Consider the following 25,013-nt stretch of genomic DNA (forward strand, 5'->3'; position numbering starts at 1 on the left):
CACGGACGTCGTTCGATTCGCGCCGCGCAGTCCCCCGTGCCAAGCTGGGCCGATGACCATCCTGGCCTATGCCGGCGCCGCCTTCGCGGAGATCGCCGGATGCTTCGCGTTCTGGTCCTGGCTGCGGCTCGGCCGCTCCGTCTGGTGGGTCCTGCCCGGCCTGGCCTCCCTAGCGGCGTTCGCCGGCCTGCTGACGCTGGTGGACAGTCCGGCGGCGGGACGCACCTTCGCGGCGTATGGCGGGGTCTACGTCGCCGCTTCGCTGATGTGGCTGTGGCTCGCCGAGGGACAGCGGCCCGATCGCTGGGACCTCGCGGGCAGCGCCGTCTGCCTCGCCGGGACGGCGCTGATCCTGCTGGGCCGGCGCGGCTGACGCGGGCTCAGCGGCCCATCGCGTAGAACTCGACGTTCGGCCGCAGATCCGCCACGCTGGCGATCCGGTTGGAAAGGGCAAAGAGGGCGGTGATCGCCGCGATGTCCCAGATGTCCTCCGGGCTGAAGCCGTGCTCGGCGAGCGCAGCGTGGTCCGCCGCGCCGACCGCCTGGGAGGCCGTCGCGACCTTCACCGCGAAGGCCAGCATGGCGCGCTGGCGCGGGGTGATGTCGGCCTTGGCGTAATTGACCGCGACCTGATCGGCGATCAGCGGGTTCTTGGCCCGGACCCGCAGGATCGCCCCATGGGCGACCACGCAGTAGAGGCACTGGTTGGCCGCGCTGGTGGCCACCACGATCATCTCGCGGTCGGCCTTGGACAGGCCGCCGGGCCGGTCCATCAGCGCGTCGTGATAGGCCATGAAGGCTCGAAACTCGTCCGGGCGGTGGGCCAGCGCCAGGAAGATGTTCGGCACGAAGCCCGCCTTCTCCTGCACCAGGGCGATCCGGGCCCGGAGATCCTCCGGCATGTCCGAGAGCTTCGGTACCGGGAAGCGGCTGATCGGGGCGTCCGCGCTCATGGTCATCCTCGGAATTCGCGCGCCTTGGTGAAACCAAGCGTTCACGATACGTACGGCAGCTTCGGGCCGTTCGTCGAGCCGTGGAGCACCATGTCCAGCGCCGTCCGCATCCTCGGCATCGATCCCGGGCTCCGCCGCACTGGCTGGGGCCTCATCACCGCGCAGGGGGTGAAGCTCACCTACGGCGATTGCGGTGTCGTCACGTCGGACGGCGACCTTCCGCTGGCCCTGAGGCTGCGCGAGCTGTTTGAGGGCATCAGCCGCATCGTCGAGGCCGTGCGGCCCGACGAGGTCGCCGTGGAGGAGACCTTCGTCAACAAGGACGCCCAGGCGACGCTCAAGCTCGGCCATGCCCGGGCCATGGCGCTGGTGGTCCCGGCGCTCGCCGGGCTGCCGGTGTTCGAGTACGCGGCGAACCTGATCAAGAAGACCGTCGCGGGCTCCGGCCACGCCGAGAAGGTCCAGATCCAGGCGATGGTGCGCTTCCTGCTGCCGAAGGCCGAGTTCCGCGTCGCCGATGCCGCCGACGCGCTGGCCATCGCGATCACCCATGCCAGCCACCGGGACGCACACGCGCTCCGTCGGGCGCATCTGCCGGGCGGCAAGCGCCGCAGCCTCACCGGCCAGGCGGCCGCCGGACAGGGTCTCGAAGGGAAGGGTTTCTCCGCCGCCGCAGCCGCGCGCATCGAGGCCGCGCTGGCCAAACAGATTTGACGGGACCGGGAAGGACTTGGTGGGGGAAGTAGGACTCGAACCTACGAAGCTTACGCAGCGGATTTACAGTCCGCCCCCTTTGCCGCTCGGGACATTCCCCCAAGGCGGGTTTCTCACCCGCGGCGCCCTTATGGTGAGGGGTGGGCCGGGTGTCAACGCTTGTCGTGACCGGATCCACGATGCCGCGTGAAGCGGAGGCACGCGGCGCCGCCCGCGCCGTGTCCCGGCTCGAGCGCTGTTCCCGCTGGAGCGGAAGAACCGCGACCCCGGCACGGATGCAACCGTGGGCTCACCGCGGGACTCGCGGGCGTTACGGATCGACGGTTCCTGCCGGCGGCTCTGGGCTTCGTGCAAGCAGCCAAGACGCTCACCGCCGGCCAGCCAAGGCCGGAGAGCGACGGCAGGCCCGAGACGCGACGCCTCGGCCAGACCGGGCCAGACTGACGCGCGCCTCGGGACGAAAACGCGAACGTTCCGCGACTCCGGGGATTCCCAAAAGAATCCCGATCGGTCACGGTGCGCACATGTTCCCCTGCGTCGCCGGCCATTGACCCGCCCCGCCCCGTCCCTGCGGTCGCACCAGCGCACGCTGATGGCGCTGGTCGATGCCATGGCCCGCGGGGAGGCGGTCCATATACGGAAAATCCTGGCCGCGGTGACGCCCGGCGGCGGCAAGTCGCTTCTGCCGGTGATCGCCGCGCACCGGCTCATCGCGGCCGGGCTGGTCGCGCGGGTGGTCTGGGTGGTGCCGCGGGACTCCCTGAGGCTGCAGGCCGAAGAGGCCTTCGCCGATCCGCTCTGGCGCGCCACCTTCGGGCATGCCCTCAGCGTGCGCGCGGCCGATAACGAACGCGATCCCTCCCGAGGCTTGGCCGGTTACGTCACCACCTATCAGGCGGTCGCCGCCGCCCCGGCGCTTCACCTCGCGGAGGCGCGGGCGCACCGCACGCTCCTGGTCGTCGACGAGGTCCACCACCTCCCGGTGCCCGGGCGGCCGGGATCCGAGGAGGCGTCGCCGGAGGAGAGCGAAGCGGGGGCTTGGTCCCGGGCAATGCTGCCCCTGATGGAGGCGGCCGCGTTCCGCCTTTACCTCTCCGGCACGCTGGAACGGGCGGACGGGCGGCGCATCCTCGGACTGCCCTACCAGCCGGCCGCGCTGGGGCGCGGACCGGAACTCGATCTCGACGCCCCGGGCCTCGCGGTGATCGGCTACTCCCGGGCGCAGGCGCTCGCCGAGCGGGCGGTGCTGCCGGTCACGTTCGGGGCCATCGATGGCGAGGCGAGCTGGCTGGAAGGCGGGCGGATCGCCGGCGACAGCCCCCGGGTCGGGCCGCACAGACTCGGCGCCGGCTCGGTGCGGGTCACGACCCGGCCGGCCCTGTTCACGGCCCTGCGCACGGGCTTCGCCCGCGATCTCCTGAGCGAGGCCTTCCACGCCACGAAGCGCCTCCGCGCCCGGCGCCGTGCCGAGCGGGGCCTTCCGGCCGGCGAGACGGTGCGGGGTCTCGGCAAGCTCCTCGTCGTGGCGCCGGACCAAGCGAGCGCCCGCGCGTATCTCGCGACCCTGCGGAGCTGGATGCCGCCGGGGCAGGGGGAGCGGGACGTGCGCCTCGCCACCTCCGGCCAGGGCGACGCCCACGCGGCCCTCGCCGCGTTCCGCCTCACGCCCGAACCGGCCATCCTCGTCACCGTGGCCATGGCGTACGAGGGGCTCGACGCCCCGGAGGTCGCGGTGGTCGCCGCGCTCACCCATATCCGCTCGCGCCCCTGGCTGGAGCAGATGCTGGCGCGGGCCACCCGGGTCGATCCCCACGCGGGGTCCTACGACGCGCAGCAGGCGCTGATCTTCCACCCCGATGACCCGCTCTTCGCCCGCTTTCGTCTCGAACTCGAGACCGAGCAGGGCAGCAGCGTGCGTCCGCCGCGCGAGCGGCCGGCGAGCGCCGTCGTGCCCGAGCGGACCCGCTGGCGCGACGACGAACCCGCCGGGATCACGCCCCTGGAGAGCAACGCGATCGGCCTTCGCTATGCCCTGCTTCGTCCGCGCCTCGCCGAACCGGCACCGGCCGCACCGGCGCCGGAACCCCCTTCGATCACCGAGCGGACCCTGCGGCAGAGGCTCGCCGCGACGGTGGCGGCACAGGCGGTCGAGGACGAAGCCTCCCTGCGCGTGCCGCGCGGCGGCAACCTAGCGCATCGCTACAACGCCGTCCTGAAGCGCGTCCTGGGCAAGGGCCGCGCGACGATGACGCTTCCCGAGCTCGAGGCGGCGCTCGCCTGGCTTGAACGAAACCGCCTGTCGGACCATCTCGACCGCCTCGACGGCGACGCCCGCTACGCCTGGTCGGCCCGCCAGCGCCGCGGCCGCTGGCAACCGGAACGCGCTGCCGGTCGCTGAAGCGAAACCGTGAGGAGCGTCCGATGACCGAGAGCTTGCCGGCGGAATTCGCCGCGACCCTGACGGGCGACGCGCCCCCCGCGGGGTGGCCGGCGCCGCTCGCGGCGCTCTGGTGGCTCGCCCGCGAACCGGGGGAACCGGGCTCGGAAGGCTGGGAGCGGGCGCACGCCCTCGTCCAGGACGCGACCGGTCCCGAAGCCGCCTGGGTCCACGCCCATCTTCACCGGATCGAGGGCGATGCCGGCAACGCGCGCTACTGGTACGGCCGCGCCGGCCGCAGCGAAGCCCTGGGGCCGACGGCGGAGGAACGGACCGCCCTCATCGTCGCCCTCTTGGCCTAAGGTTAGGCCCGCGGGTCGCGAGGCATCGAGTCCGGTTTCTACCTTGGCAAGATCGGCACGCGCACTCGGCGAGGCATATTACTCATGGAATTGGTCTTGTAATCTGTTTTCGATCCCGGACTTCGTACGGATCCGACGATGATCCTGATCTGTATCGCCGACACCACGTCATCAACTGATATTAACGTTTGTCACCTGCGATGATTCTCCGCAGTTTTCGGTCATACGACGCGGATTTTCACACAGAAATTGTATTTTACCGCTTCCATGTTCATTGAAAGCTGATTATGCGTGCGGATCTTGAGTCGACCAACAGGGCAGCCGACTGATCGCCGTGATGAGTGTGGGATGTTTAATCTGCGGCATCGGTTTCGCGGGCCTCTCACTGCGCTTCCCGGCGCGTGCGGCCGAGCTGGAACGCTGGTGCGGGATCTGTATCGTGCTTGGATTGTGCCTGCTCGGCGTGGCGCTTCATGGCGCCCGCGCCTAGCTGTGGCGGCCGGCACGGTCCATGACGGCACGCTGATTGGGTGATCGCAGAGACCTCCCGCCTCCTGAGGGCGCGGCGCAGCGGGCCTCGAAGGATGAGAGGATCAGGCTGGACGACCCATATCCGACCGTTCCGGTCTCGTGCCGTGTCCCCTGCGTGGATCCGCGGGGCCGGTGCCTGTCAGGCCCTTGTCGGGGCCGGCCCGAGAGCCCGGCTGCCGCAGGCGGAGCAGAAGCGCTCGAACGTGCTCTTGCGGTGATCGCAGGCGGGGCATCGCTCGAACAGGCCGATCCCGCAATGCGGGCAGAAATTCGCGTCCGGGCTCGCCACGTCGACGGGGCGCTCGCAGCCCGGGCAGACCTTCTTGGCGAGGCGGAGGAGAGCTTGATCCGTCGCGATCTCGGTGCGCCGCTCCTCGTCGGGCCGGGCCTCCGCCAGGCGCTGACGTTCCCGGTAGGTGTGGAGGGCGTTGATCGCCGCGCGTCCGGCCACGAGCGTGACCGCCACCCCGACGCCGTAGTGGACGTAACCGCCGTAGCTCGGCAGATACGGCACCAGCTCGACGAAGAAGGCGAACGCCGCCGCCAGCGCGAAGCCCCAGACGAACGGCCAGTTGCGCGTGTTCCGCCGCTTCAGCAGCAGCCAGCCGGCCAGGACCAGCAGCGGAAGGGTCAAGGCCAGCCGGTAGCCGAAGACCCGCAGCTCCTGTGTTCCCTCGGCGGCCAGGAGCTTCTGCTGGGCTTCGGCCCGCTGCTCGCTCGCCTCGGTCGTCAGCGCCGCCTCCTTCTGCGCGAGACCGAGATCCGTCTGGGCCAAGCCTTCCAGCTGCTCCTCGACGGTCCGCTCGGCGGCCTTCAGGGCGTCGAGCCGCTGCGTGCGGGCGATGAGATCGGGATCCTGATCGACGCGCTGGGTCGTATCCCGTGTCTTGAGCCAGTTGGCGAAGGTCTCGCGGGCGGCCGCGGAGGCTGAGCGGGCCGCCTCAAGGGCAAGTTGCGCCTGGTCCGACTGCTGCTGGTTGTCGCCGCGCGCGCGGCGGACCTGCTTCAAGGCCGCATCGGTGGCCTGCGCCTTCTCGGGGTCGAGGAACTGCTCGAGGGCGTAGCGGTGCTCGACCTCCGGCAGATCGCCGACGACCAGTGATCCGAGCCCGATCAGGAAGCCCGCGAACGCGAAGGCCACCAGCCACAGGATGAGGGTGAAGGTCCGTTCGGAGAGACTGACACCAGATCTCAAGGCTCGATCCTCGACGGTTCCGTGGGAGCGTGACGGCGCCCGAACTGCCGGTGGCAGGCCCCCGAGTCACCCGTCCAGCCCGACACGACCGTCGCGTCCCGCGCGGCCGCAGGATCGAATCAGGCCCCGGGAGGACGCCTCGAGCCTAGCAGGACGCGCCGAGACGCGCCTGTCTTCGTGAGGTGGAGCGGGGCAAGTCTCGCGAGACTTCCGCATCATCCGCTGGAACCCGGCCCGGCGTGATCAGCAACGCGTTCCCGGCCTCGAATAGACCTGCGCGTCGCGAGAGCAGTCGATGGTCGACGCGCGCGCATTCCGGACATCCCCGCCGCGGGCAAACGGAACGCCAAGCCGCATAACCTGTTGTCAGGCCGCCCAGTACGTAAGCTGGGTCACGAGAATTGGAGCGGAGCCATGAGCCTCCTCGGCAGCATCGTCGGCAAGATCCTCCATCCGTTCGGCGGCGGAACCGCGGACGCCGCACCCGCGCCCACGGCCGGCTCGGGCGGTCCGGCCACGTCGGGCACCCCCTCGACGCCCTCGGCGCCCGGCAGCTCCGGCGGCGGCGAGCCGGTGGATGTCGCGGCGGTTCTCACCAGCCTTGCCGAGAAGAACCCGCAGACGCTCGACTGGCGCCACTCGATCGTGGACCTGATGAAGCTGCTCGGCCTCGATTCCGGCCTCGCCTCGCGCAAGCAGCTCGCCGACGAGCTGCACTACACCGGCGACAAGGACGATTCGGCCAGCATGAACATCTGGCTGCACAAGCAGGTGATGCAGAAGCTCGCCGAGAACGGCGGCAAGGTGCCGGACGACCTGAAGCACTAGTCCTTGCGGCTGCGGGATCCGGCGCGCGGCGCCGGATCCCCGTTCAGCGCCCGGTCCGCACCCGCGTCCAGAGGCGGGTCACGAAGCGCTGGGTGCGGTCGTCCCAGGCCGTGTTGATGGACAGGCGCTGCATCGTCGCCTCGTCCGGGTAGATGCCGGGATTGCTCAGGATCTCGGGCTTCACGAACTTCTTGGCCGCGAGGTTGCCGCTGGCATAGGCCACGAAGTTGGTGTTGGCCGCCGCCACCTCGGGCCGCATCATGTAGTCGATGAAGGCGAGCGCCTCGGCCGGGTGGGCGGCATCCTTCGGGATCGCGAAGGTGTCGAACCACATCAGCGCGCCTTCCTTCGGCACCACGTAGGCGATGTCGATGCCGTTCTTGGCCTCCTCGGCCCGGCGCTTGGCCTGCATCACGTCGCCGGAATAGCCGACCGCCACGCAGATATCGCCGTTGGCCAAAGCCTGGATGTATTCCGACGAGTGGAACTTCCGCACGCTGCCGCGCACCTTGTAGAGGGCGTCGGTCACCAGGGTCAGGTCGTCCCAGCGCTTCGAATCCGCCTTGGCGCCGAAGGCGGGAAGCATGCTGGGGATCAGATCCTCGGGGCTGTCGAGCATCATGATCCCGCACTCCTTCAGCCTGTTCGCCGAGGCGGGATTGAGGACGAGGGTCCAGGAGTTCAGGGCCGCGCCGGCGCCCAGCCGCTCGCGGACGGCGGCGACGTTGTAGCCGATGCCGGTGGTGCCCCACATGTAATCGACCGCGTAGGTGTTCCCCGGATCGTAGGCGGCCAGCCGGCTGGTGACCTCCGACCAGAGGTTTCCGAGGTTCTTCAGCTTGGACTTGTCGAGGGGCAGGAAGGCGCCGGCCCGGATCAGCCGCTGCAGGTAGGGACCCGACGGGACGACGAGATCGTAGCCGGACCGGCCCGCGAGCAGCTTGGTCTCCAGGATCTCGTTGTTGTCGTAGGTGTCGTAGACGACCTTGATCCCGGTCTCGCGGGTGAAGGCTTCGAGCACCTTCGGATCGATGTAGTCCGACCAGTTGTAGATGTTGAGGATCCGCTCCTCGGCGGCCGGGGCCGGCCGCACGAGGGGGAGGGCCGCCAGGCAAGCCCCCGCGAGGGCAATCGCCGCGGCTGTCAGGACGGTGCGGCGCGGGCCGTTCACCGGCTCCTCGCCGCCACGACCACGATCTCGACCAGGTATTCGGGCGCGGCGAGCTTGGCCTCGACGGTGGCGCGCGCCGGCGGGTTCTCCGGCGAGACCCAGGCATCCCAGGCGGCGTTCATCTCCGCGAAGGTCGCGATGTCGGCGAGGTACACGGTGGCCGAGAGGATCCGCTCCTTGTCGCTGCCGGAGGCGGCGAGAAGCCGGTCGATCTCGGAGAGGATCTGCTGGGTCTGGATCGTCACGCCGGTGCCGACCGTGTCGGAGGCGACCTGCCCGGCGAGGTAGACCATGTCGCCGAAGGTGACGGCCTGCGACATCCGCTTGCCCGGCTCGATCCGCTTGATGTCCATACCCGTCTCCACCGTCTCAAGAACCGGCGTATCTGCCGCCGCACCGGCTTGGCGGTAAAGGGGCGCGCGCGCAACCACCCGGGGACCCCGAGGAAAATCGTCGTCGCGTGCCAGGGTGCGGGCAACCGTCGCGGGTCGTAAAGCGTTCTGCCGCCATCGACAGTCACGCCTTGGGGTTTGTCATGGGTATCCTCTGGACCATCATCATCGGGTTCCTCGCCGGCGTCATCGCCAAGTTCATCATGCCGGGCCCGAACGAGCCCGCCGGCTTCATCCTAACCACGATCCTCGGCATCGTCGGCGCCTTCGTGGCGACCTTCCTGGGCCAGGCCATCGGCTGGTACGGGCCGAACCAGGGCGCGGGCTTCATCGGCGCCATCGTGGGCGCGGTGGTCGTGCTGTTCATCTACGGCATGATCGCCGGCCGCCGCACCACCACCTACTGATTTCCTCCGGCAGGTCCGGAAACGACGAGGGGCGCCCCGCGGGGCGCCCCTTTTTTTCTGGGCCACGATCGGCCCTGAGGCTCAGAAATGCTCGGAGGCGGCCTTCACGGCGCAATGGCCGGTAGCGCCGCGCACCGCGAGGCCGACGCCGACCACGAGCGCCAGCAGGCTCAGGAGCTTGTTGGGACGGGGCTGCGCGGCCGCGGCGGCGATGCCGAGGCCCAGCGCCACCGAGACGGCGCGCTCCGTCGTCGACAGGTTCGGCTGCCCGCTGAAGATATCGTGCATCATGTCGTTGGCCATGAGGGTCTCCGGTTGGGAAGTCGCGGGGGAACGCGGCATCGGGCGCCCCGTTCCCGGTCGGCGGCCAGCGCTGAGCCCATCCAGAGACGAAACAAAAAGGGCGCGGCCCCGGAGGACCGCGCCCGTTGGGAAAGCCGCGCCGGCCCCAGCCGGCGCGGGCGTTTCCCTGCTTACTCGCCCGCCTCGCGGCGGCGCTCGCCGCGGTGGCGGCCGCCCTCGCCGCGGGGCTCACGCGGCTCGTCACCGCGCTCCGCCCGCTCGGCGTCGCGCTGCGCCTTGATCTTGTCGGTGATGTCCTCGCCGGTCTGCTGGTCGACGACCTTCATGGACAAGCGGATCTTGCCGCGGTCGTCCTGGCCGAGGAACTTGACCTTGACCTTGTCGCCTTCCTTGACGACGTCCGTCACCTTGGCGACCCGGTTCGCGGCCAGTTCCGAGATGTGCACGAGGCCGTCCTTGGCGCCGAAGAAGTTCACGAAGGCGCCGAACTCCATGCACTTCACGATCGTGCCGTCGTAGATCACGCCGGGCTCCGGCTCCGCCACGATCGAGCGGATCCAGTTGTAGGCCGCCTTGATGGCCTTCCCGTCCGAGGAGGCGATCTTCACGACGCCGGTATCCTCGATGTTGATCTTGGCGCCGGTCTTCTCGACGATCTCGCGGATCACCTTGCCGCCGGTGCCGATCACGTCGCGGATCTTGTCCGTCGGGATCTGCATCGTCTCGATGCGCGGCGCGTACTCGCCGAGCTCGGGGCGGGCGGCTGTCAGGGCCTTCGCCATCTCGGCGAGGATGTGGGCGCGGCCGTCCTTCGCCTGGGCGAGGGCGATCTTCATGATCTCCTCGGTGATGCCGGCGATCTTGATGTCCATCTGGAGCGAGGTCACGCCCTCGTCCGTGCCGGCCACCTTGAAGTCCATGTCGCCGAGGTGATCCTCGTCGCCCAGGATGTCGGACAGGACCGCGAAGCGCTCACCCTCGAGGATGAGGCCCATGGCGATGCCCGCCACCGGACGGCGCAGCGGCACGCCGGCATCCATCAGCGACAGCGAGCCGCCGCAGACCGAGGCCATCGAGGACGAGCCGTTGGACTCGGTGATCTCCGACACGACGCGGATCGTGTAGGGGAACTCGTGGGCCGGCGGCAGGACCGGGCGGATCGCCCGCCACGCGAGCTTGCCGTGGCCGATCTCGCGGCGGCCCGGCGAGCCCATCCGGCCGGTCTCGCCGACGCTATAGGGAGGGAAGTTGTAGTGGAGGAGGAAGCGCTCCTTGTAGGTGCCTTCCAGCGCGTCGATGAACTGCTCGTCCTCGCCGGTGCCGAGCGTCGCCACCACGAGCGCTTGGGTCTCGCCCCGGGTGAACAGGGCCGAACCGTGGGCGCGGGGCAGAACGCCGACCTCGGAGAGGATCGAGCGGACCGTCTTCACGTCGCGGCCGTCGATGCGGGCGCCGCTGTCGAGGATGTTCCAGCGGACCACCTTCGACTGGGCCTCCTTGAAGGCGGCCTTGACCTTCTCGGCCGGGAACTTCTCGGCGCCCTCGGGGCAGAGGGCGGCCATCACCTTCGCCTTCACGGCGTCGACGGCGGCGTAGCGCTCCTGCTTGACGGTCTTGGTGTAGGCGGCGCGCAGCTCCGCCTCGCAGACCTCCAGGACGGCCTTCTCGACGTCGGCGTTCTCCGGGGCCTTGAAGTCGCGCGGCTCCTTGGCGGCCTTCTCGGCCAGGCGGATGATCGCCTCGATCACCGGCTGGAAGTGCTTGTGGCCGAACATCACGGCGCCGAGCATTACGTCTTCGGAGAGCTCCTTGGCCTCCGACTCGACCATCAGCACCGCGTCCTGCGTGCCGGCGACGACGAGGTCGAGGCTGGACTCTTCCTTGGTCTCGGTGACCAGCGGGTTCAGCCGGTAGCCGCCGTTGATGTAGCCGACGCGGGCACCGCCGATCGGGCCCATGAACGGCACGCCCGACAGGGTCAGCGCCGCGGAGGCCGCGACCATGGCGACGATGTCGGGATCGTTCTCGAGGTCGTGGGTCAGGACGGTGACGACGACCTGCGTGTCGTTGCGCCAGCCCTCGACGAAGAGCGGGCGGATCGGGCGGTCGATGAGGCGGGAGACCAGGGTCTCCTTCTCGGAGGGACGGCCCTCGCGCTTGAAGTAGCCGCCCGGGATGCGGCCGGCCGCGTAGGCGCGCTCCTGGTAGTTCACGGTGAGCGGCATGAAGTCGATGCCGGGCTTCGGCTCCTTCGTGGCGACCACGGTGGCGAGCACCGATGTCTCACCGTAGGTGGCGACCACGGCGCCGTCGGCCTGACGGGCGACCTTGCCGGTCTCGAGGACGAGCTTGCGGTCGCCCCACATCAGCTCTTCGCGTTGAACGTCGAACATTCCTGATCTCTTCCTTGCCTGCGGCGGGCCCAAGCCCGGCGCCGCCGGGGGCAAGACGGCGAGACACTTCGCTGCGGAAAGTGTCTCGCGATCCTGCCCCGATGCCGACGCCTCGAAGCGGCCCGCTTGTCGGGAGGCCGGACCCATTCCGGCAGCCCGTGATGGTGAAACGCGGCCCCGGGCCGGGCCCGGAACCGCGCGAACCCGCCTTAGCGGCGGATGCCGAGACGCTCGATGAGGGCGCGGTAGCGGGCCTCGTCCTTGCGCTTGACGTAGTCGAGCAGCGAGCGGCGCTGCGAGACCAGCTTCAGGAGGCCGCGCCGGGAATGGTTGTCCTTGGCGTGGGTCTTGAAGTGGCCGGTGAGGTTGGTGATCCGCTCGGTGAGGATCGCCACCTGGACTTCCGGGGAGCCGGTGTCCTTGGCGTCTTTGCGGTGTTCCTTGATGAGCGCGGTCTTGCGCTCTGCCGTGATCGACATCGCGTGCCTTTCGGGTTGTGCTGGTCGGATGCGGCGCCCCGAAACGGGCGCGCGCGGGCTCGGCGTTCGGCCGGTGCCGGGATGTCGTCCAGCACGGTCACAGCGCCAAGCGGCTCAAGCCCCGCCCGGAAACCCGGGTCGAGGCCGCGCGATCCATACACGAAACCGGGGGATATGCCAGCCCCGGGGTGGGGGCAGTTGAACCGCTTCGCGGCACGTCCTGTGGGGGTCCCGGATCAGGTTCCGCTTCCGCTCCACCTGTCCGGGAAGAGGCCGGTGCAGGATGAACCGGCACCTTTTCCGGACGCCTGGAACGCGGTGGAAGGCGATCCGGGACCCAGCACAAGAACGAGCCGCATGGCGGCACTGCCCCAACGTCTCGTCCGCGGCGGCCCCGGGAAAAGGGTTAACGCCCCCGTGATAGGCCGACACCGCGCGCGAAACCCGGCCCGGCGATGAACGGCACCCTCTCGGATGCGTGCGGTGTCGTCCTCGCGACGCTGCTCGGCGTTCCCCTCGTCCTCCTGCCGGGCTACGCCTTGGGCAACCTGACCGGAATCCTCGGCTTCCGGGCGCTGGAGCCCGGGCCGCGGGCCTTGAGCGCAGCGCTCCTCGGCATCGGCCTGCTGCCGGCCCTCGACAGCCTGATCGTCCAGGCCGGCGGCGTCCCGCTGGCCCTTCTGGCGAATGGCACACTCGGGCTCGCGGCCCTGCGCCCGGCACTCGGCGACCTGCGCGGCCCGATCGATCGCCCGGCCGTCGCGCTCGGCGGCCTCTGGCTCGTGATCGTCGCCTACGCGCTGATCGACATCGACACCGGCTCGGCCCTCTACCAGCCGATCACCGTCATCGACCTCGTCAAGCACGCCGCCCTGACCCGTGCGATCGCCGACGGCGGGCTGCCGCCGGTGGACCCGTTCGTCGCCCGCCCGGAGCGGGCCGGCTATTACTACTTCTTCTACACGCTCACCGCCCTGGTCGACTGGGCCGGCGGGCGGTTCGTCGACGGACGGACAGCTTTCGCGGGGATGACGTTCTGGACGGGCCTCGCCCTTTTCGGCCTGCTGGACCGGCTGCTCGCGGCGACGGGCCTCGTCCGCGACGCGGCGCCCCGGCTCGTGCGCCGGTCCCTCTGGATCGTCCTGCCGGCCGGCGGCCTCGACATCCTGCTGGTCGTCGCCGACAGGGCCCAGTCCGGTTCCTGGCTCCCGATCCCGGAATGGCTGAACGAGCAGGTCGTCAACTGGCCGACCTCCCTGGTCTGGGTCCCGCATCACGTCGCCGCCGCGCTGGCCGGTTGGCTGGGCCTCCTGGTCCTGGCCGAGGTCGCCGACCGGGCGCAGCCCGGACGGCGCGCGGAGGCTGCCGCGGTCGCCGTGGCGGGGACCGCCTTCGCGGCCTGCGCGGGTCTGTCGGTCTGGGTCTGCCTCGGCACCACGGCTGCGGCCGCGATCTGGCTGGCGCTGCTCGGCTTCGAGCGCCGCTGGCGCGCGGCGGCCCGGCTGTGTGCCGCCGGCCTGCTCAGCGTCGTCCTGGCCACGCCTTACCTGCTCAGCCTCATGGGCAGCCGGGCCGGATCGGCCGCCCCGATCCTGTTCGGTATCAGGCCCTTCGGTCCCATTGAGGGAATCGCCGACGAGCCTGTCCAGAGCATCCTCCGGCTGATCCTCCTGCCGGCCAATTACGCCTTCGCGCTGGGCGCGCTCGCGGCCGGAACGCTCCTGTTCTGGCAGATCACCCCACGCGGCGCGGCGCATGCGCGCGAGGCGGGACGGCTCCTGACCATCTGCGCCGCCGCATCCCTGCTGCTCGGCGGGTTTCTGCGCTCGGCCATCCTCTACAACGACCTCGGCTGGCGCGTGGTGCTCCTCGCTCAGGTCTCGGCGGTGGTCTGGACCGCGGCCGCCCTGGCCCGCAGCGCTGCCGGACCGCGGCTGACGATGCCGAGAGCGTTCGCGGCATTGCTGCTCCTCGGATATGCGACGACGCTCTACGGCTTCGTCGAGATGCGGGCCTATCCCGCCGCCGGACGGGCGGATTTCGCCTTCCTCAACGGCCGCCCCGACATCGACCGGGACCTGCGCGCGGCCTATGCCTGGGCCGGCACGCACCTGCCCGCGGACATGGTGCTGCAGGCCTCGCCGCGCCCGCCGCGGGTCTTCGCGTTCGGCCTCTACGGGCACCAGCCGGTGGCGGTGGCCGACCGGAAGGCGCAGCTGTTCGGCGCGGATCCGGAGCTGGTCGCCGCGCGCGTCGCGGCGCTCGGGCCGATCTTCGGCGCCGGCCTGACCGCCGCCGAGGTGCGCCGCCTGGCCGCCGCCTCCGGTGTCGGCGCGCTCGTCGTGACGGCGCGGGACGAGGTCTGGGCCGACCCGGATTCATGGCTCCGGCGGGCGCGTCCGAGTTATGCGGGTCCGCTCGTCCGGATCCTGCGCGTGGAGGATATCCATGACTGAGCCTGCCCCCTCGCGCGCGGGTTCCGCCCTGCGCTGGCTCGGCGCGCAGACGCTTCTGCACGCGGGGGCGCTCGCCCTCGGTCTCGGCTGCTTCGTGCTGCTGTTCCAGACGGATCTCTGGTCCGGCGTGACGATCCTGTTCTACCGCGGCCTGATCCTCATGGTGGTCGCCTTCCTGATCACCCTCGCGGCGCTCACGGTGCTGGCAGGCCTCGGCCGCGCCTGGGGCCTGCGCCGCCGCGATGCCCTCGGGGCCTGCGTCCTGTCGCTGTCGCTGAACCTGAGCGCGTTCGTGATCCTGCCCGTGACGGTCGATCGCTCCATCAGCACTTTCCTGCTCGGCCAGATGGCGGCGCATCCCGACGACAGCTACAACGCCGCGCGGGCGCGGGCGGTGTTCGAGACCGTCTATCTCGGCACGTTCCGGCAGATGGAGCGGCGGCTCGCCGAGCAGCACGCGTCCGGCAACATCGCGCCCGCGGAGGACGGCTACGTCATCACCCCGCAGGGCCGGGCCTTCATCCGATTCGCCGGCCTCGTCGCCAGGGCCTTCAGGACCGACACGCGGATGATCGATGGCGGCGCCTCCGACGGATCGGCCTCCGCGCGATCGGCGGAGATCGTCCGCGACGCGGGTCCGGGTGGCGGATCCGAGAGCGGGTTGCGGCGATGATCCGTCCGCGCGCCCGGGCATGGAACGTGCCCTGACGCAGTGCTGGGATCCTGAGGCGCGAGGGATGGGAACGATGGCGGAGTCGGCGGTGACCACTGGGACCGGTGAGGCCGCGCGGTCCGGCCGGGACCTCGCCCGCAGCCTCACGGCCCCCGGCCTCGTGGCCATCGGGCTCGGCGCCACGATCGGCGCCGGCATCTTCGTGCTCACCGGGACGGCGGCGGCCCAATATGCCGGCCCCGCCCTCAGCCTCTCCTTCGTGATCGGCGGGATCGCCTGCGGCCTCGTCGGCCTGTGCTACGCTGAGCTGGCGGCGATGATCCCGGAGGCGGGCTCCACCTACACCTACACCCGCGCGAGCCTGGGCCGGTTCCCAGCCTGGATCATCGGCTGGGACCTCGTCCTCGAATTCGCCATGGCGGCCGCGACGGTGGCGGTCGGCTGGTCCGGCTACGCGCAGTCACTGGTTGCGGAGTTCGGCCTGCGGCTGCCGGCGGCGCTGGCCGGCGCGCCTGGCGACGGCGGCCTCGTGAACCTGCCGGCGGTGGGCATCGTCCTGGCCCTGACTCTCCTGCTGACGCGCGCCACCCAGGAAGCCGCGCTCATCAACGGGCTGCTCGTCGCCTGCAAGGTGGCCATCATCGTGGCCTTCCTGGGTGTCGGCGCGGCGCATCTCCGGCCGGAACTCTGGCATCCTTTCGTGCCGGACAATGCCGGATCCTTCGGTGCCTACGGATGGAGCGGCGTGGTCCGCGGGGCCGCGGTGGTGTTCTTCGCCTTCGTAGGCTTCGAGACCGTCGCGACGGCCGCGGGCGAGTGCCGGGCGCCGCAGCGCGACGCGCCGGTGGGGCTCATCGGCTCGCTGCTGATCACCACGGTGCTGTACGTGGCGATGGCGGCGGTGCTCACCGGCCTCATCCCCTACCGCGACCTCGACGTCGCCGATCCTGTCGCCAAGGCGGTCGACGCAATCGGGCTGCCGGGCTTCGCGACGGTGATCAAGGCCGGCGCCCTCATCGGCCTGACGACCTCGGCGCTGACCGCCCTCTACGGCCAGGGGCGCATCTTCTTCGCCATGGCGCGTGACGGGCTCCTTCCGCGCGTCTTCTGCCGGGTCCATCCGGTGACGCGCGCTCCGGTGGCGAGCCAACTGGTGATCGGCGTGTTCACCGCGGTGGTGGCCGGGCTCGTGCCTATCGACATCCTCGGCGAGATCGTCAGCATCGGCACGCTGCTCGCCTTCAGCCTCGTCTGCGCCACGGTGCTGATTCTCCGGCGGATGGATCCGGACCGCACGCGGCCGTTCCGGGTGCCGGCGGCGCCGCTCACGGCCGGTCTCGGGATCCTGTCCTGCGGGATGCTGATGGCCTCGTTGCCGGCCGATACCTGGATCCGCCTGGGCGTCTGGCTGGCGATCGGTCTCGCCATCTACGCCGGCTACGGCCGGCGCCACGCCCGGCTCAGCTGATCAGGTTGATCGTCGCCTGCGTGAGGGTGCTGAGCGCGTTCGAGGCGTTCAGGCTCAGCTCGTAGTTCCGGACCACCCGCTGCAGGTCCGCCGATTCCGTCGTGGCGTTCACGTTCGGCAGCCTGACGTAGCCCCTGAGGTCGGCCGCGACGTTCGCGGGTTCGTAGCGTCTGCGGAAGTCGCTCGTGTCGCGCACGATCCGGCCGACCGGGTCGCGGGGATCGTCGGGCACCACGGGCGCGAACACCGCGATCTTGCGGACATAGGGTGAACCGCCGGGTGTCGTGGCGACCGACTCGGCGTTGGCGAGGTTCTCGGAGATCGTGCGGATCCGCCCGCTCTGCACCTGCCGGCCGGCGGCCAGCACGTCGGAGGCCGAATGGAGGGCGCTGGTATCCGGCATGGGGATTCGGTCGGCGATCGAGGAGCCTGACCGCAAGCTTACCAAACAGCCTTAACCGCCGGTTAAGCCGCCTTGCCGGAAAGGCTCACCGCCTCTCGGAGATCCCGACCGTCGGTCAGCCGCAGGCCCCTGCGCCGCAGGGCCGCCAGCATGGCCCGGTCGGGGAAGGGGCAGTAGGGCAGCACCGCCTCCGACCGGCCCTCCGGCAGGGCACCGGCCGCCGCGACCGCGTCGAGCAGGTGGTCGAGCATCCCGCGCCCGTGGGCGTGCAGGGCCACGGAGGCCCGGGTCGCGGTGGTGGCGGCCGGCAGCGGCACCGCCTCCTGGGCGAGGATCGCGCCCGTGTCGATGGTGGCAGCCAGCCGGTGCAGGGTCATGCCGAAGCTGCCCGGCCCCTCCGCCAGGGCGTGGATCGTCGGCACCGGGCCGCGGTGGCGCGGCAGCAGGCCGGGATGCCCGTTGATGCCGCCGAGCCGGGCGAGACCGATGGTCTCGGCCTTGAGGATCTGGTCGAAATGGTAGGTCAGGATCAGGTCCGGCGCCGCCTCCCGCAGGCGCTGCGCGACCTCGGGGCCGTTGACGTCGTCCACCGTCAGGGTCGGGATGGCGAGGCGGCGGCACAGGGTCTTGAGGGGCGTCGCCTCCGGCGCGTCCGTGCTGCCGGACGCCGCCTGCGTGAGCGGCGCGAGCGGGCGCAGCAGGTCCGGCAGGCCGAAATTCACCGCGAGATAGGGAAGGATCCCGGACCCGGAGCGCGCGAGGTGCCGCCGGACCTGCCCGGTCAGGCCCCCGCTCGACGGCCGCTCGGCGTTCGAGAGCCCGACCAGGGCGATGTCGGCCCGGTGGTCGGCCACGAACCGGCGCACCACGCGGGCGTTCGGCAGGGCCTCCAGGACGAACAGCGCGATCCGGGCGCGGGGCATCAGCGCCGCTTCCGCCTCTGGAACCGGAACGCGTAGAGGCCGGCCTTGCGGACGCTTTCCGGCAGCAGCAGCACGGTGCGGGCCAGCGCCGTGAGGATGTAGGGGAACGCGATCACGTCGCGGTTGGCCGCGATGCCCTTGGCGATGCGCACGGCCGCTTCCTCAGCGCTGATCTCCAGAGGGCGCCAGCCCTTGAGCTCGCCGCCCATCGGCGTCTTCACGTAGCCTGGCGTCACGACGTTGACCTTCACGCCCCGGGGCCCGACCTTCTGGCGCAGGGCGAGGCCGTGGGCGACGAGCGCCGCCTTGGCGCCGCTATAGGCCGGCGCATCCTGGAGGGGCGCATAGGCGGCGAGCGACGACAGCAGGACGATCTGGCCGTGCCCGCGCTGGAGCATCAGCGTCAGGACCGGCAGCATCACGTTGAGCGAGCCGGTGTAGTTGATGTCGGCGGTCTCGAAGGCCACGTCCTCGGCCTCGACCTGCCCGTCCTGGTTACCGCCGTTGACCGCCGCGTTGGCGATCACGAGGTCGAGGGGCGCGGCCGCATCCGACGCCCGGACCAGCGCCACCGTGGCGTCCCGGTCCCGGGTGTCGAGGCGGGCGGTCTCGACGGCGGCGCCCTTGGCGCGGCAGTCGCGGGCGACCGTCTCCAGACGGTCGGGGTTGCGGCCGACGAGGATGAGGCTCGTGCCGGTCTGCGCGTAGTGGCGCGCCAACGCGGCGCCGATGCCACTCGACGCGCCGGTGATCAGAATGCGGGGCATGCGGCGGGTGCTACGCCGCCGGGCGTGGAAAGATCAAGGTCGGGAGCGGTCGCCGACGGCGAAAGCCGTTTCAAACGCTTCCGAACGGCCCGGCGGGCGTGGCGTCAGTAGACGGGGGCCAGTTCGCCGTCCCTGTCTGCCACCTCGCGGATCGCCCGCGCCGCCGCCAGCATCGAATCGGGCAGGGCCGATTCCATGCGCGGCACCGAGCCCGCCACGGCGCGGTCGATGGCCTCCTTGGAGAAGAAGCCGCCGTTCACCTGGGTCCGGTGCAGCACGACCCGGCGGAAATCCGCCATCAGGTCCATGTCGGGCGGCGTCGGGTTCTTCCAGAAGCCGTCGAGGTCGCCCTGATGGGTCAGGCCCGCCATGTTGTAGATCGCGGTGCCGACCGCGTGGGTCGGGCGGCCCATCTCCAGCGACAGCATGCCCACCGTCGAATTGACGATGACAACGCCGCGGGCGCCCTTGATCAGGGCCGGCAGGTCGCCGCCGTCGATGAAGTCGAGCCGGTCGCTGACGCCGTGGCGCCGGGCCGAGGCGCGCGCGAATTTGCGCCAGTTAATCAGGCCGCTGTCGAGCGGGTGCAGCTTCACCAGCAGGCGGGTCGGCGCCGAGGAGGCGTCCGCGAAGGACTTGATCACCCGGTCCATGAAGCCCTCGACACCGAGGAACGGCGAGTGGACCCGGATCTGGTAGTCGCTGTCGAGCTGGAGCGGCAGCAGGAAGTAGTCGCACCCGACCGCCCGGTAGATCTCGTCGCAGCGCGCCGCCTCGCGGCGGGTATGGGCGCGCCGGGCGAACTTCTTGATCCAGCCGGCATACTCGGCCGCGATGTGGGTCGGCCGGTGGCTGCGGAAATGCGGGAAGAGGTAGGGGAACAGGACGTTGGCGAGGTTGTAGCCGACATCCCAGACGCTGCGGCGGGCCATGTCGCCCGTGGAGGGCATCGCCCGGCCGGGCTGCGGCAGACGGCGGGCCAGGGCGCGCACAGCGTCGGCCGTGCGCGGCAGGGCCGAGAAGCCGTTCACGCCGCCCAGTTCGCAGGTGATCCAGTTCGGGCGGATATAGCCCTCCTCGAACACGTGCACCCGCAGGCCGCGGTACTCTGCGATCATGCGCGCGGCCTTGTGGAACGGCCGGCAATCGCCGAACAGCACGATGTCGGTGACGCCCTCGCGGGTGAGGTAGGATTCGAGATACGCGCCCCAGGCCTCGCGGCGGCCGCGGTAATTGTCCGCCTCGCCGTTCCAGAACAGCCAGTCGCCGGGACACAGGTTGATGCGCCGGACCTGATGGCCCCGCGCGCGCAGCGCCTTCCCGAGATCGGAGAAGAATGGCGTGGCGATGCCCTGCAGGAACAGGAAGGTCGCCGGGCGGTCGCGGAGGACGTCGAGGGCGGGCTGTTGCATTCCGCGGCGCTTCTGTCCTTAACCTGTGGCCGGCCGAACCGGGCCCACGACACCATGAGGTGCCATGCTGCCCGGCGGCCCCGCAATCGAGCCGAGGCGTCGCCAAGGCTTTTCCGCGCCGGCGTGTCCCGTGTGCAACGGTCACGCGCTGTGCGGCTTCGCCACGGATTGAGCCGGCAATCGCGGCGACGATATGTCCAAATCCTTTCCAGTCCGTGGCGAGGGCGGCAGGCGTGGACTTGTCCCCGCGTTGCCCAGCCATCCCACGCGCGCAAAAATGCGCTACAGGCGGGCCCGACCCGGCGCCATCCGCCGCACAAACACCGCCCGACCGGAGCTGGACCCGCAGACCATGTCCGCTGACTCGACCCCGTCGCTGTTCGCGACCGGCCGCACGATCCGCCGCCTGCGGGCGGAGATCGAGGCCGCGACGGGCCTTGCCTTCGGGTCGGCGCGGCCCGGGGCGATCGCGGTGATCTGGGCACGAAGTCGTCTGCCAGGGCGCCTGCTGACCCTCGCCGGATGCCGCCGCCTCACGGTCGCGCCGGGGCCGCTCCTCAGTCCCTACGACAATCCGGACACCGGTTTCGCATCCCTGCGGATCAGCCTCGACGGCGCGCCCGTCGGCGGGGAGGGCGGCATCCACTACCTCGATCCCTGGACGCGGGCGCCGGTCGATCGCGCCGCCTGCGCCGAGCATGTGGCGTGGCTCGCCGCGCGCTTCGCCGAGAACGACCGGCGCGTGGTCTATGTCGGGATGTCGCGCTGGAAGCGGCCCGCCCTCGACGTGCTCGGGGCCGGCCCGGCCGGGCGGCCGGTCCACACCATGACCACGGAGGCGGCGGTCGCCGCGGGGCAGCGCCATCGCGGCCGCGTCCTCGCCTGGGCGACCCGGGCGCCGGGGCAGCTGGAAGAGGCCTGCGCGACGGCCGGGCTGCCACTCGCCCGGGTGGAGGACGGGTTCCTGCGCTCCGTGGGCCTCGGCGCGAGCCTCCAGCCCGGCGCCTCCATCGTGGTGGACGATCTCGGCATCTACTACGACCCGCGGCGGGAGAGTCGCCTGCAGCGGCTGCTGGCCGAGGCGGATTTCACCCCGGACCTCGTCGCCCGGGCGCGGCGCCTGCGCGAGGAGGTCGTGGCGCGCCGTCTCAGCAAGTACAATGTCGGCCTCGACGCCACGGCGCTGGACTGGCCCGCGGGACGCAGGATCGTGCTGGTGCCGGGACAGGTGGAGGACGACGCCTCGGTGCGCTACGGCTCCCCCCTGGTCCGCTCGAACCGGGCCCTGCTGGAGGCCGCGCGACGGCGCAACCCGGACGCCTTCCTGCTCTACAAGCCGCATCCCGACGTGGAGGCGGGCTTCCGTCCGGGCGTCATTCCGGAGGACGAGGCGCTGCGACTCGCCGACCGGATCGTGGCCGGCCTCAGCATCGTCGACCTGCTGGACCGGGTGCACCACGTCGAGACCATGACGTCGCTCGCAGGCTTCGAGGCGCTGATCCGCGGGCTCACCGTGGCGACGCACGGCCGTCCGTTCTACGCGGGCTGGGGCCTGTCGGAGGACCTCGCGCCGGGGGCCGATCGCGGCCGCCGGCTGAGCCTCGACGAGCTGGTGGCGGGCGCCATGATCCTCTACGCGCGCTACCTCGATCCGGTGGCGATGAAGCCGTGCAGCCCGGAGCAGCTCCTCGACCGCCTCACTGCGGCCCGGGAGGCGGCCCCGCGCAGCGCGCTCTCGATCAATCCGGTCGCCCACCTCGTGATGCGCGCGCGCTACGGGCTCCTGACCCCCCTCGTGCGGGCCCTGCGCAGCCGCCGCGGGGTCGGCCGCGACGCCGGCCGCCCTCGGTAGAGCCGATGCCGCGCCGCAAAATCGCGGCGTGCGCGACCCTGATGTGACACCAAAGGGATGGCGCGGGCTGCTAGAGTCGGCCGTCAGCAGAACGCAAGCGGGCCGCACCCGACCATTCCGGATCAGGAACGGCCGACAAGCCCTTGCTCCCGCGCGCTGTTTCCCGCCGGGCTGCATCCCGGCGGCGAGCAGGGCCGCCCCCAACGTCGAGTGCTCGAGTCGTGACGACGTTCCTCACCGCCACCGTCCTCGCGCTCAGCGTCTGCCTTGCCCTTGAGGTGTTCGCGGGCGACTCGATCACCCGGGCGAGCCTCGCGCCGCGGGATCTCGCCCTGCGGCTCCTCGGCTACCTGCTGATCCTGCTGTTCTGGTTCGAATTCTCCTGGCGGCCCTGGCTCGCCGGCCTGACCTGCGTGATCACGGTCGCGGCGCTGATCGTCGTTAGCCGCGCCAAGCGCTCGGTGATCGGCGAGCCCCTGCTGTTCAGCGACTTCGCCCTGCTGCCGCAGGTTCCGCGGCATCCGCAGCTCTACTACATCCCGCCGCTCTGGGACCCGCGGATCTCGGTCCCAACGCTCCTGACGCTCGGCGCGACGATCCTCTGGTACCGCAGCGAGCCGAGCGTCCTCCCGGCGGCCCCGCTCGCGCGGGTCGCGGCCCTGCTGGGCCTGCCCCTCGGGCTCGGGCTGGTCGTCTGGGCAGCACCGCGTCCCGCGCTCGCCCGGCTGGTCGCCCGCTGGTTCCCGGCCCCCGACCTGGAGGCCGACGTGGCCCGGGCCGGCCTGCCGGCGAGTCTGCTGGGCTACACCGCCCGGGCGCTGGCGCGGAGCGAGCCGGTGCCCGAGCCGCCAGCCCTGCCACCGGGCAGGGGCGACGACGTGGTGGTGGTGATCCAGCTCGAATCGTTCATCGATCCGGAGCGCCTGGGCGGAGCGCCGCTGCCGGCGATGGAGGTGTTCCGGACCAGATCCGCGCAGTACGGACGCTTGCGGGTCCCGGCCCACGGCGCCTACACGATGCGCAGCGAGCACGCGGTCCTCACCGGCCGCCCCCCCGACACCCTCGGCTTCGGCCGGTACGACCCCTACACGTCGCGCAGCGGCGACGAGCCGACGAGCCTGGCCCGGCTCGCCCGCGGGCGCGGCTACGAGACCTTGTTCCTCCACCCGTTCCACCGGGACTTCTTCCGTCGGGCACAGGTGATGGAGGCCTTCGGCTTCAGCGACCTCGTCATGGGTGAGGCTTTCGGGGGCGTGCCGCGGGTCGGCCCCTATGTCGGCGACGTCGCCCTCGGCGAGCGCCTTCTGACGGAGGTTGGGGCCCGGCGCAGGCCGCTGTTCCTGTTCTGCGTCACGATGGAGAACCACGGCCCGTGGAAGCCGGGACGGCTGCCCGGCCTCGATGACCCGCAGGCGCAGTATCTCCATCACGTCGCCAATACGGGCCGGATGGTCGAGAACCTCGTGGCCGGGCTCGACGCCCTGGCCCGGGAGCGCGGCGAGGTCATCACCCTCTGCGTGTTCGGCGACCACGCGCCCTCGCTGCCGGCCTGCAAGCCGGGCTTCGGGGACCGGACCACCGACTACGCCCTGTTCCGCTTCGGCCGGCCTCCGACGGCCCCGCGCCGGGTCGACATCGCAGCGGACGCGCTCGGCCGGACGCTGCGCGGCGCCCTGGCCGCCCACCCTGCGGACATCGCCGCCGGGACATGATATGGTTAAGCTTGGGCGGCATAAGCGTGGCGGTGCCACGCTGGTGACGCATTACCGGCCGATAGCGTGGCTGTCCGCGACGGGGCCGCGGCTTCGAAGCGGCCGTTAAAGTGATCGCAGCGTTTGGCGGTCAAGGTGGATGTCCCGGGCCGGGCCAGCGATGGCGCGGCGTCGGCGTGGAGAAGTCTCAGTAATGCTGCGTAAGTCGGCGTGCACTGCCTTGATGACCGCTCTGGCGGCGGGATCGATCGGTGGATGCAATTACCTGCCCGCGGCGGGACCGACGGCGAGCATGATCCAGGCCGGCGCCGAGGTGGCGACGGCGGATGGCGGTCTTCTGGCGCGCTACGAGATCATCGACGTCACCCCGAGCGTCGTCGAGGCCCTGCGCGGCCGGCCGCTGGACAGCCTGCTCGCCTCCTTCGGCGACCACCGCCCGTCCTCCGAGCCGGTGATCGGCATCGGCGACATGGTCTCCGTCTCCGTCTGGGAAGCCGGCTCCGGCGGCCTGTTCTCCGGACCGCTGGTCGCCGACCGCTTCTCCGCCGGCTCGAAGTCCGCGCTCATCCCCGAGCAGCCGGTCGGGCGCGACGGCGCCATCTCGGTGCCCTATGCCGGCCGCATCAAGGTCGCCGGCCGCCGCACCCAGGACGTGCAGGCGCTCATCGAGAACGAGCTCGCCGGCAAGGCCATCCAGCCGCAGGTGCTGGTCTCGGTCACCCGCCCGATCAGCCAGGCGGTCACCGTCACCGGCGAGGGCGCGGCCGGCGCCCGCCTGCCGCTGTCGGGCCACGGCGACCGCATCCTCGACGTCATCGCCTCCGCGGGCGGCAACCGCGCGCCGGTCAACGAGACCTTCGTGCGGCTCTCGCGCGGGCCGGTCACCGCCACGGTGCCGCTGACCACGGTGGTGTCGAACCCGCGTGAGAACATCTACCTGCGGCCCAACGACGTGCTGACCCTGGTGCGCGACCCGCAGACCTTCATCGCGGTGGGCGCGCTGGGCAACAGCACCGAGCTGCCGTTCCAGGCCGACGGGATCACCCTGGCGCAGGCGCTGGCCAAGGCGCGCGGGCTGTCGGACTTCGCCGCCGACCCGGCGGGCACGTTCATCTTCCGGTTCGAGCCGGCCAGCGTGGTGCGCCGGCTGAACCCGGGCTCGAAGCTCCTGGGCACGCCGCTGGTGCCGGTGGTCTACCGGATCGACATGCGCGACCCCAACAGCCTGTTCGTCAGCCAGGC

Annotated in this window: 23 protein-coding genes and 1 tRNA gene; 12 read left to right on the forward strand and 12 right to left on the reverse strand. The window is 71.1% G+C overall.

Translation table 11 applies throughout. The features are described 5' to 3' along the window. The first annotated feature begins 52 nt into the window (after positions 1 to 52). Positions 53 to 373, forward strand: a complete 321-nt coding sequence (locus ACLBX9_RS09065; RefSeq protein ID WP_447718687.1) for a YnfA family protein — start codon at positions 53 to 55, stop codon at positions 371 to 373. A gap of 7 nt (positions 374 to 380) precedes the next feature. On the opposite strand, the gene ACLBX9_RS09070 is transcribed toward ACLBX9_RS09065, so the two are convergent. Continuing rightward, the gene (locus ACLBX9_RS09070; protein ID WP_447718688.1) at positions 381 to 953 is read right to left on the reverse strand and encodes a peroxidase-related enzyme; all 573 of its coding nucleotides are present in this window, start codon (positions 951 to 953) and stop codon (positions 381 to 383) included. A 90-nt stretch (positions 954 to 1,043) separates the two neighbouring features. Here ACLBX9_RS09070 and ruvC point away from each other — a divergent pair, with 90 nt between their 5' ends. After that, positions 1,044 to 1,667, forward strand: a complete 624-nt coding sequence (gene ruvC / locus ACLBX9_RS09075) for a crossover junction endodeoxyribonuclease RuvC (protein ID WP_447718689.1) — start codon at positions 1,044 to 1,046, stop codon at positions 1,665 to 1,667. Positions 1,668 to 1,684: 17 nt separating this feature from the next. On the opposite strand, the gene ACLBX9_RS09080 is transcribed toward ruvC, so the two are convergent. Continuing rightward, positions 1,685 to 1,768 (reverse strand) — tRNA-Tyr (locus tag ACLBX9_RS09080). 446 nt (positions 1,769 to 2,214) lie between these two features. Here ACLBX9_RS09080 and ACLBX9_RS09085 point away from each other — a divergent pair. Beyond that, positions 2,215 to 4,065 (forward strand): DEAD/DEAH box helicase, encoded by a 1,851-nt coding sequence (locus ACLBX9_RS09085; RefSeq protein ID WP_447718690.1) that lies wholly within the window; start codon positions 2,215 to 2,217, stop codon positions 4,063 to 4,065. Positions 4,066 to 4,088: 23 nt separating this feature from the next. Further along, positions 4,089 to 4,406, forward strand: a complete 318-nt coding sequence (locus tag ACLBX9_RS09090; RefSeq protein WP_010685296.1) for a hypothetical protein — start codon at positions 4,089 to 4,091, stop codon at positions 4,404 to 4,406. Positions 4,407 to 5,076: 670 nt separating this feature from the next. On the opposite strand, the gene ACLBX9_RS09095 is transcribed toward ACLBX9_RS09090, so the two are convergent. After that, positions 5,077 to 6,132, reverse strand: a complete 1,056-nt coding sequence (locus ACLBX9_RS09095; RefSeq protein WP_447718691.1) for a double zinc ribbon domain-containing protein — start codon at positions 6,130 to 6,132, stop codon at positions 5,077 to 5,079. A gap of 414 nt (positions 6,133 to 6,546) precedes the next feature. Here ACLBX9_RS09095 and ACLBX9_RS09100 point away from each other — a divergent pair, with 414 nt between their 5' ends. Next, positions 6,547 to 6,960, forward strand: a complete 414-nt coding sequence (locus tag ACLBX9_RS09100) for a DUF3597 domain-containing protein (RefSeq protein ID WP_447718692.1) — start codon at positions 6,547 to 6,549, stop codon at positions 6,958 to 6,960. A 43-nt stretch (positions 6,961 to 7,003) separates the two neighbouring features. Here the strand turns inward: ACLBX9_RS09100 and ACLBX9_RS09105 are convergent, their stop codons facing one another. Together ACLBX9_RS09105 and ACLBX9_RS09110 are read right to left on the reverse strand one after the other, a co-directional pair. Then, a complete protein-coding gene (locus ACLBX9_RS09105) occupies positions 7,004 to 8,131 on the reverse strand; it encodes a polyamine ABC transporter substrate-binding protein (protein WP_191991830.1) in 1,128 nt (375 codons plus the stop codon). Further along, a complete protein-coding gene (locus tag ACLBX9_RS09110) occupies positions 8,128 to 8,484 on the reverse strand; it encodes a RidA family protein (RefSeq protein WP_010685301.1) in 357 nt (118 codons plus the stop codon). Before ACLBX9_RS09110 ends, ACLBX9_RS09105 begins: the two co-directional genes overlap by 4 nt. A gap of 182 nt (positions 8,485 to 8,666) precedes the next feature. Between ACLBX9_RS09110 and ACLBX9_RS09115 the strand changes: the two genes are divergently transcribed. Then, positions 8,667 to 8,930: a GlsB/YeaQ/YmgE family stress response membrane protein gene (locus ACLBX9_RS09115; protein ID WP_010685302.1), complete on the forward strand. Its 264-nt coding sequence runs from the start codon at positions 8,667 to 8,669 to the stop codon at positions 8,928 to 8,930. Positions 8,931 to 9,011: 81 nt separating this feature from the next. On the opposite strand, the gene ACLBX9_RS09120 is transcribed toward ACLBX9_RS09115, so the two are convergent. The 3 genes from ACLBX9_RS09120 to rpsO all read right to left on the reverse strand — a co-directional run bounded on the left by ACLBX9_RS09120 (position 9,012) and on the right by rpsO (position 12,105). Next, complete coding sequence (locus ACLBX9_RS09120; protein WP_012317941.1) at positions 9,012 to 9,233, reverse strand: YgaP-like transmembrane domain; 222 nt, start codon at positions 9,231 to 9,233, stop codon at positions 9,012 to 9,014. A 170-nt stretch (positions 9,234 to 9,403) separates the two neighbouring features. Next, positions 9,404 to 11,626 (reverse strand): polyribonucleotide nucleotidyltransferase, encoded by a 2,223-nt coding sequence (gene pnp / locus ACLBX9_RS09125; RefSeq protein WP_010685304.1) that lies wholly within the window; start codon positions 11,624 to 11,626, stop codon positions 9,404 to 9,406. Between the two features lie 209 nt (positions 11,627 to 11,835). Then, positions 11,836 to 12,105 (reverse strand): 30S ribosomal protein S15, encoded by a 270-nt coding sequence (gene rpsO / locus ACLBX9_RS09130; protein ID WP_010685305.1) that lies wholly within the window; start codon positions 12,103 to 12,105, stop codon positions 11,836 to 11,838. 455 nt (positions 12,106 to 12,560) lie between these two features. Between rpsO and ACLBX9_RS09135 the strand changes: the two genes are divergently transcribed. The 3 genes from ACLBX9_RS09135 (at position 12,561) to ACLBX9_RS09145 (ending at position 16,702) form a co-directional block, all read left to right on the forward strand. Next, positions 12,561 to 14,561, forward strand: coding sequence for a hypothetical protein (locus ACLBX9_RS09135; RefSeq protein ID WP_447718693.1), 2,001 nt, complete (start codon positions 12,561 to 12,563; stop codon positions 14,559 to 14,561). Then, positions 14,554 to 15,234 (forward strand): hypothetical protein, encoded by a 681-nt coding sequence (locus ACLBX9_RS09140; protein ID WP_447718694.1) that lies wholly within the window; start codon positions 14,554 to 14,556, stop codon positions 15,232 to 15,234. Before ACLBX9_RS09135 ends, ACLBX9_RS09140 begins: the two co-directional genes overlap by 8 nt. Positions 15,235 to 15,307: 73 nt before the next feature. After that, positions 15,308 to 16,702, forward strand: coding sequence for an amino acid permease (locus ACLBX9_RS09145; protein ID WP_447718695.1), 1,395 nt, complete (start codon positions 15,308 to 15,310; stop codon positions 16,700 to 16,702). On the opposite strand, the gene ACLBX9_RS09150 is transcribed toward ACLBX9_RS09145, so the two are convergent. From ACLBX9_RS09150 to ACLBX9_RS09165, 4 genes are all read right to left on the reverse strand, one after another. Continuing rightward, a complete protein-coding gene (locus ACLBX9_RS09150) occupies positions 16,695 to 17,105 on the reverse strand; it encodes a flagellar biosynthesis protein FlgC (protein ID WP_447718696.1) in 411 nt (136 codons plus the stop codon). The two genes, ACLBX9_RS09145 and ACLBX9_RS09150, sit on opposite strands and share 8 nt — an antisense overlap. A 62-nt stretch (positions 17,106 to 17,167) precedes the next feature. After that, entirely contained in the window at positions 17,168 to 18,028 is an 861-nt protein-coding gene (locus ACLBX9_RS09155; RefSeq protein ID WP_447718697.1) for a formyltransferase family protein, read from the reverse strand. After that, positions 18,028 to 18,795 carry an SDR family NAD(P)-dependent oxidoreductase gene (locus ACLBX9_RS09160; RefSeq protein WP_010685311.1) on the reverse strand — a complete coding sequence of 256 codons (768 nt, stop codon included), beginning with the start codon at positions 18,793 to 18,795 and terminating at the stop codon, positions 18,028 to 18,030. The genes ACLBX9_RS09155 and ACLBX9_RS09160 overlap by 1 nt, the downstream gene beginning before the upstream one ends. Before the next feature lie 104 nt (positions 18,796 to 18,899). Then, positions 18,900 to 20,207, reverse strand: coding sequence for a capsule biosynthesis protein (locus ACLBX9_RS09165; RefSeq protein WP_010685312.1), 1,308 nt, complete (start codon positions 20,205 to 20,207; stop codon positions 18,900 to 18,902). A gap of 352 nt (positions 20,208 to 20,559) precedes the next feature. Between ACLBX9_RS09165 and ACLBX9_RS09170 the strand changes: the two genes are divergently transcribed. From ACLBX9_RS09170 to ACLBX9_RS09180, 3 genes are all read left to right on the forward strand, one after another. Beyond that, positions 20,560 to 22,059, forward strand: coding sequence for a capsular polysaccharide export protein, LipB/KpsS family (locus ACLBX9_RS09170; protein ID WP_447718698.1), 1,500 nt, complete (start codon positions 20,560 to 20,562; stop codon positions 22,057 to 22,059). A 221-nt stretch (positions 22,060 to 22,280) separates the two neighbouring features. After that, complete coding sequence (locus ACLBX9_RS09175; RefSeq protein ID WP_447718699.1) at positions 22,281 to 23,771, forward strand: LTA synthase family protein; 1,491 nt, start codon at positions 22,281 to 22,283, stop codon at positions 23,769 to 23,771. A 193-nt stretch (positions 23,772 to 23,964) separates the two neighbouring features. Then, positions 23,965 to 25,013 (forward strand): polysaccharide biosynthesis/export family protein (locus tag ACLBX9_RS09180; RefSeq protein WP_447718700.1); only part of this gene is annotated, 1,049 nt, incomplete at its 3' end.

It is taken from the genome of Methylobacterium sp. A49B (assembly GCF_053346215.1).

Excerpts from the sequence above, each read along its gene's own strand:
- ACLBX9_RS09065 (WP_447718687.1), top strand. The coding sequence starts at position 53 with ATGACCATCCTGGCCTATGCCGGCGCCGCCTTCGCGGAGATCGCCGGA.
- ACLBX9_RS09070 (WP_447718688.1), bottom strand. The coding sequence starts at position 953 with ATGAGCGCGGACGCCCCGATCAGCCGCTTCCCGGTACCGAAGCTCTCG.
- ruvC (WP_447718689.1), top strand. The coding sequence starts at position 1,044 with ATGTCCAGCGCCGTCCGCATCCTCGGCATCGATCCCGGGCTCCGCCGC.
- ACLBX9_RS09090 (WP_010685296.1), top strand. The coding sequence starts at position 4,089 with ATGACCGAGAGCTTGCCGGCGGAATTCGCCGCGACCCTGACGGGCGAC.
- ACLBX9_RS09100 (WP_447718692.1), top strand. The coding sequence starts at position 6,547 with ATGAGCCTCCTCGGCAGCATCGTCGGCAAGATCCTCCATCCGTTCGGC.
- ACLBX9_RS09110 (WP_010685301.1), bottom strand. The coding sequence starts at position 8,484 with ATGGACATCAAGCGGATCGAGCCGGGCAAGCGGATGTCGCAGGCCGTC.
- ACLBX9_RS09115 (WP_010685302.1), top strand. The coding sequence starts at position 8,667 with ATGGGTATCCTCTGGACCATCATCATCGGGTTCCTCGCCGGCGTCATC.
- ACLBX9_RS09120 (WP_012317941.1), bottom strand. The coding sequence starts at position 9,233 with ATGGCCAACGACATGATGCACGATATCTTCAGCGGGCAGCCGAACCTG.
- pnp (WP_010685304.1), bottom strand. The coding sequence starts at position 11,626 with ATGTTCGACGTTCAACGCGAAGAGCTGATGTGGGGCGACCGCAAGCTC.
- rpsO (WP_010685305.1), bottom strand. The coding sequence starts at position 12,105 with ATGTCGATCACGGCAGAGCGCAAGACCGCGCTCATCAAGGAACACCGC.
- ACLBX9_RS09135 (WP_447718693.1), top strand. The coding sequence starts at position 12,561 with ATGAACGGCACCCTCTCGGATGCGTGCGGTGTCGTCCTCGCGACGCTG.
- ACLBX9_RS09140 (WP_447718694.1), top strand. The coding sequence starts at position 14,554 with ATGACTGAGCCTGCCCCCTCGCGCGCGGGTTCCGCCCTGCGCTGGCTC.
- ACLBX9_RS09145 (WP_447718695.1), top strand. The coding sequence starts at position 15,308 with ATGGCGGAGTCGGCGGTGACCACTGGGACCGGTGAGGCCGCGCGGTCC.
- ACLBX9_RS09150 (WP_447718696.1), bottom strand. The coding sequence starts at position 17,105 with ATGCCGGATACCAGCGCCCTCCATTCGGCCTCCGACGTGCTGGCCGCC.
- ACLBX9_RS09155 (WP_447718697.1), bottom strand. The coding sequence starts at position 18,028 with ATGCCCCGCGCCCGGATCGCGCTGTTCGTCCTGGAGGCCCTGCCGAAC.
- ACLBX9_RS09160 (WP_010685311.1), bottom strand. The coding sequence starts at position 18,795 with ATGCCCCGCATTCTGATCACCGGCGCGTCGAGTGGCATCGGCGCCGCG.
- ACLBX9_RS09165 (WP_010685312.1), bottom strand. The coding sequence starts at position 20,207 with ATGCAACAGCCCGCCCTCGACGTCCTCCGCGACCGCCCGGCGACCTTC.
- ACLBX9_RS09170 (WP_447718698.1), top strand. The coding sequence starts at position 20,560 with ATGTCCGCTGACTCGACCCCGTCGCTGTTCGCGACCGGCCGCACGATC.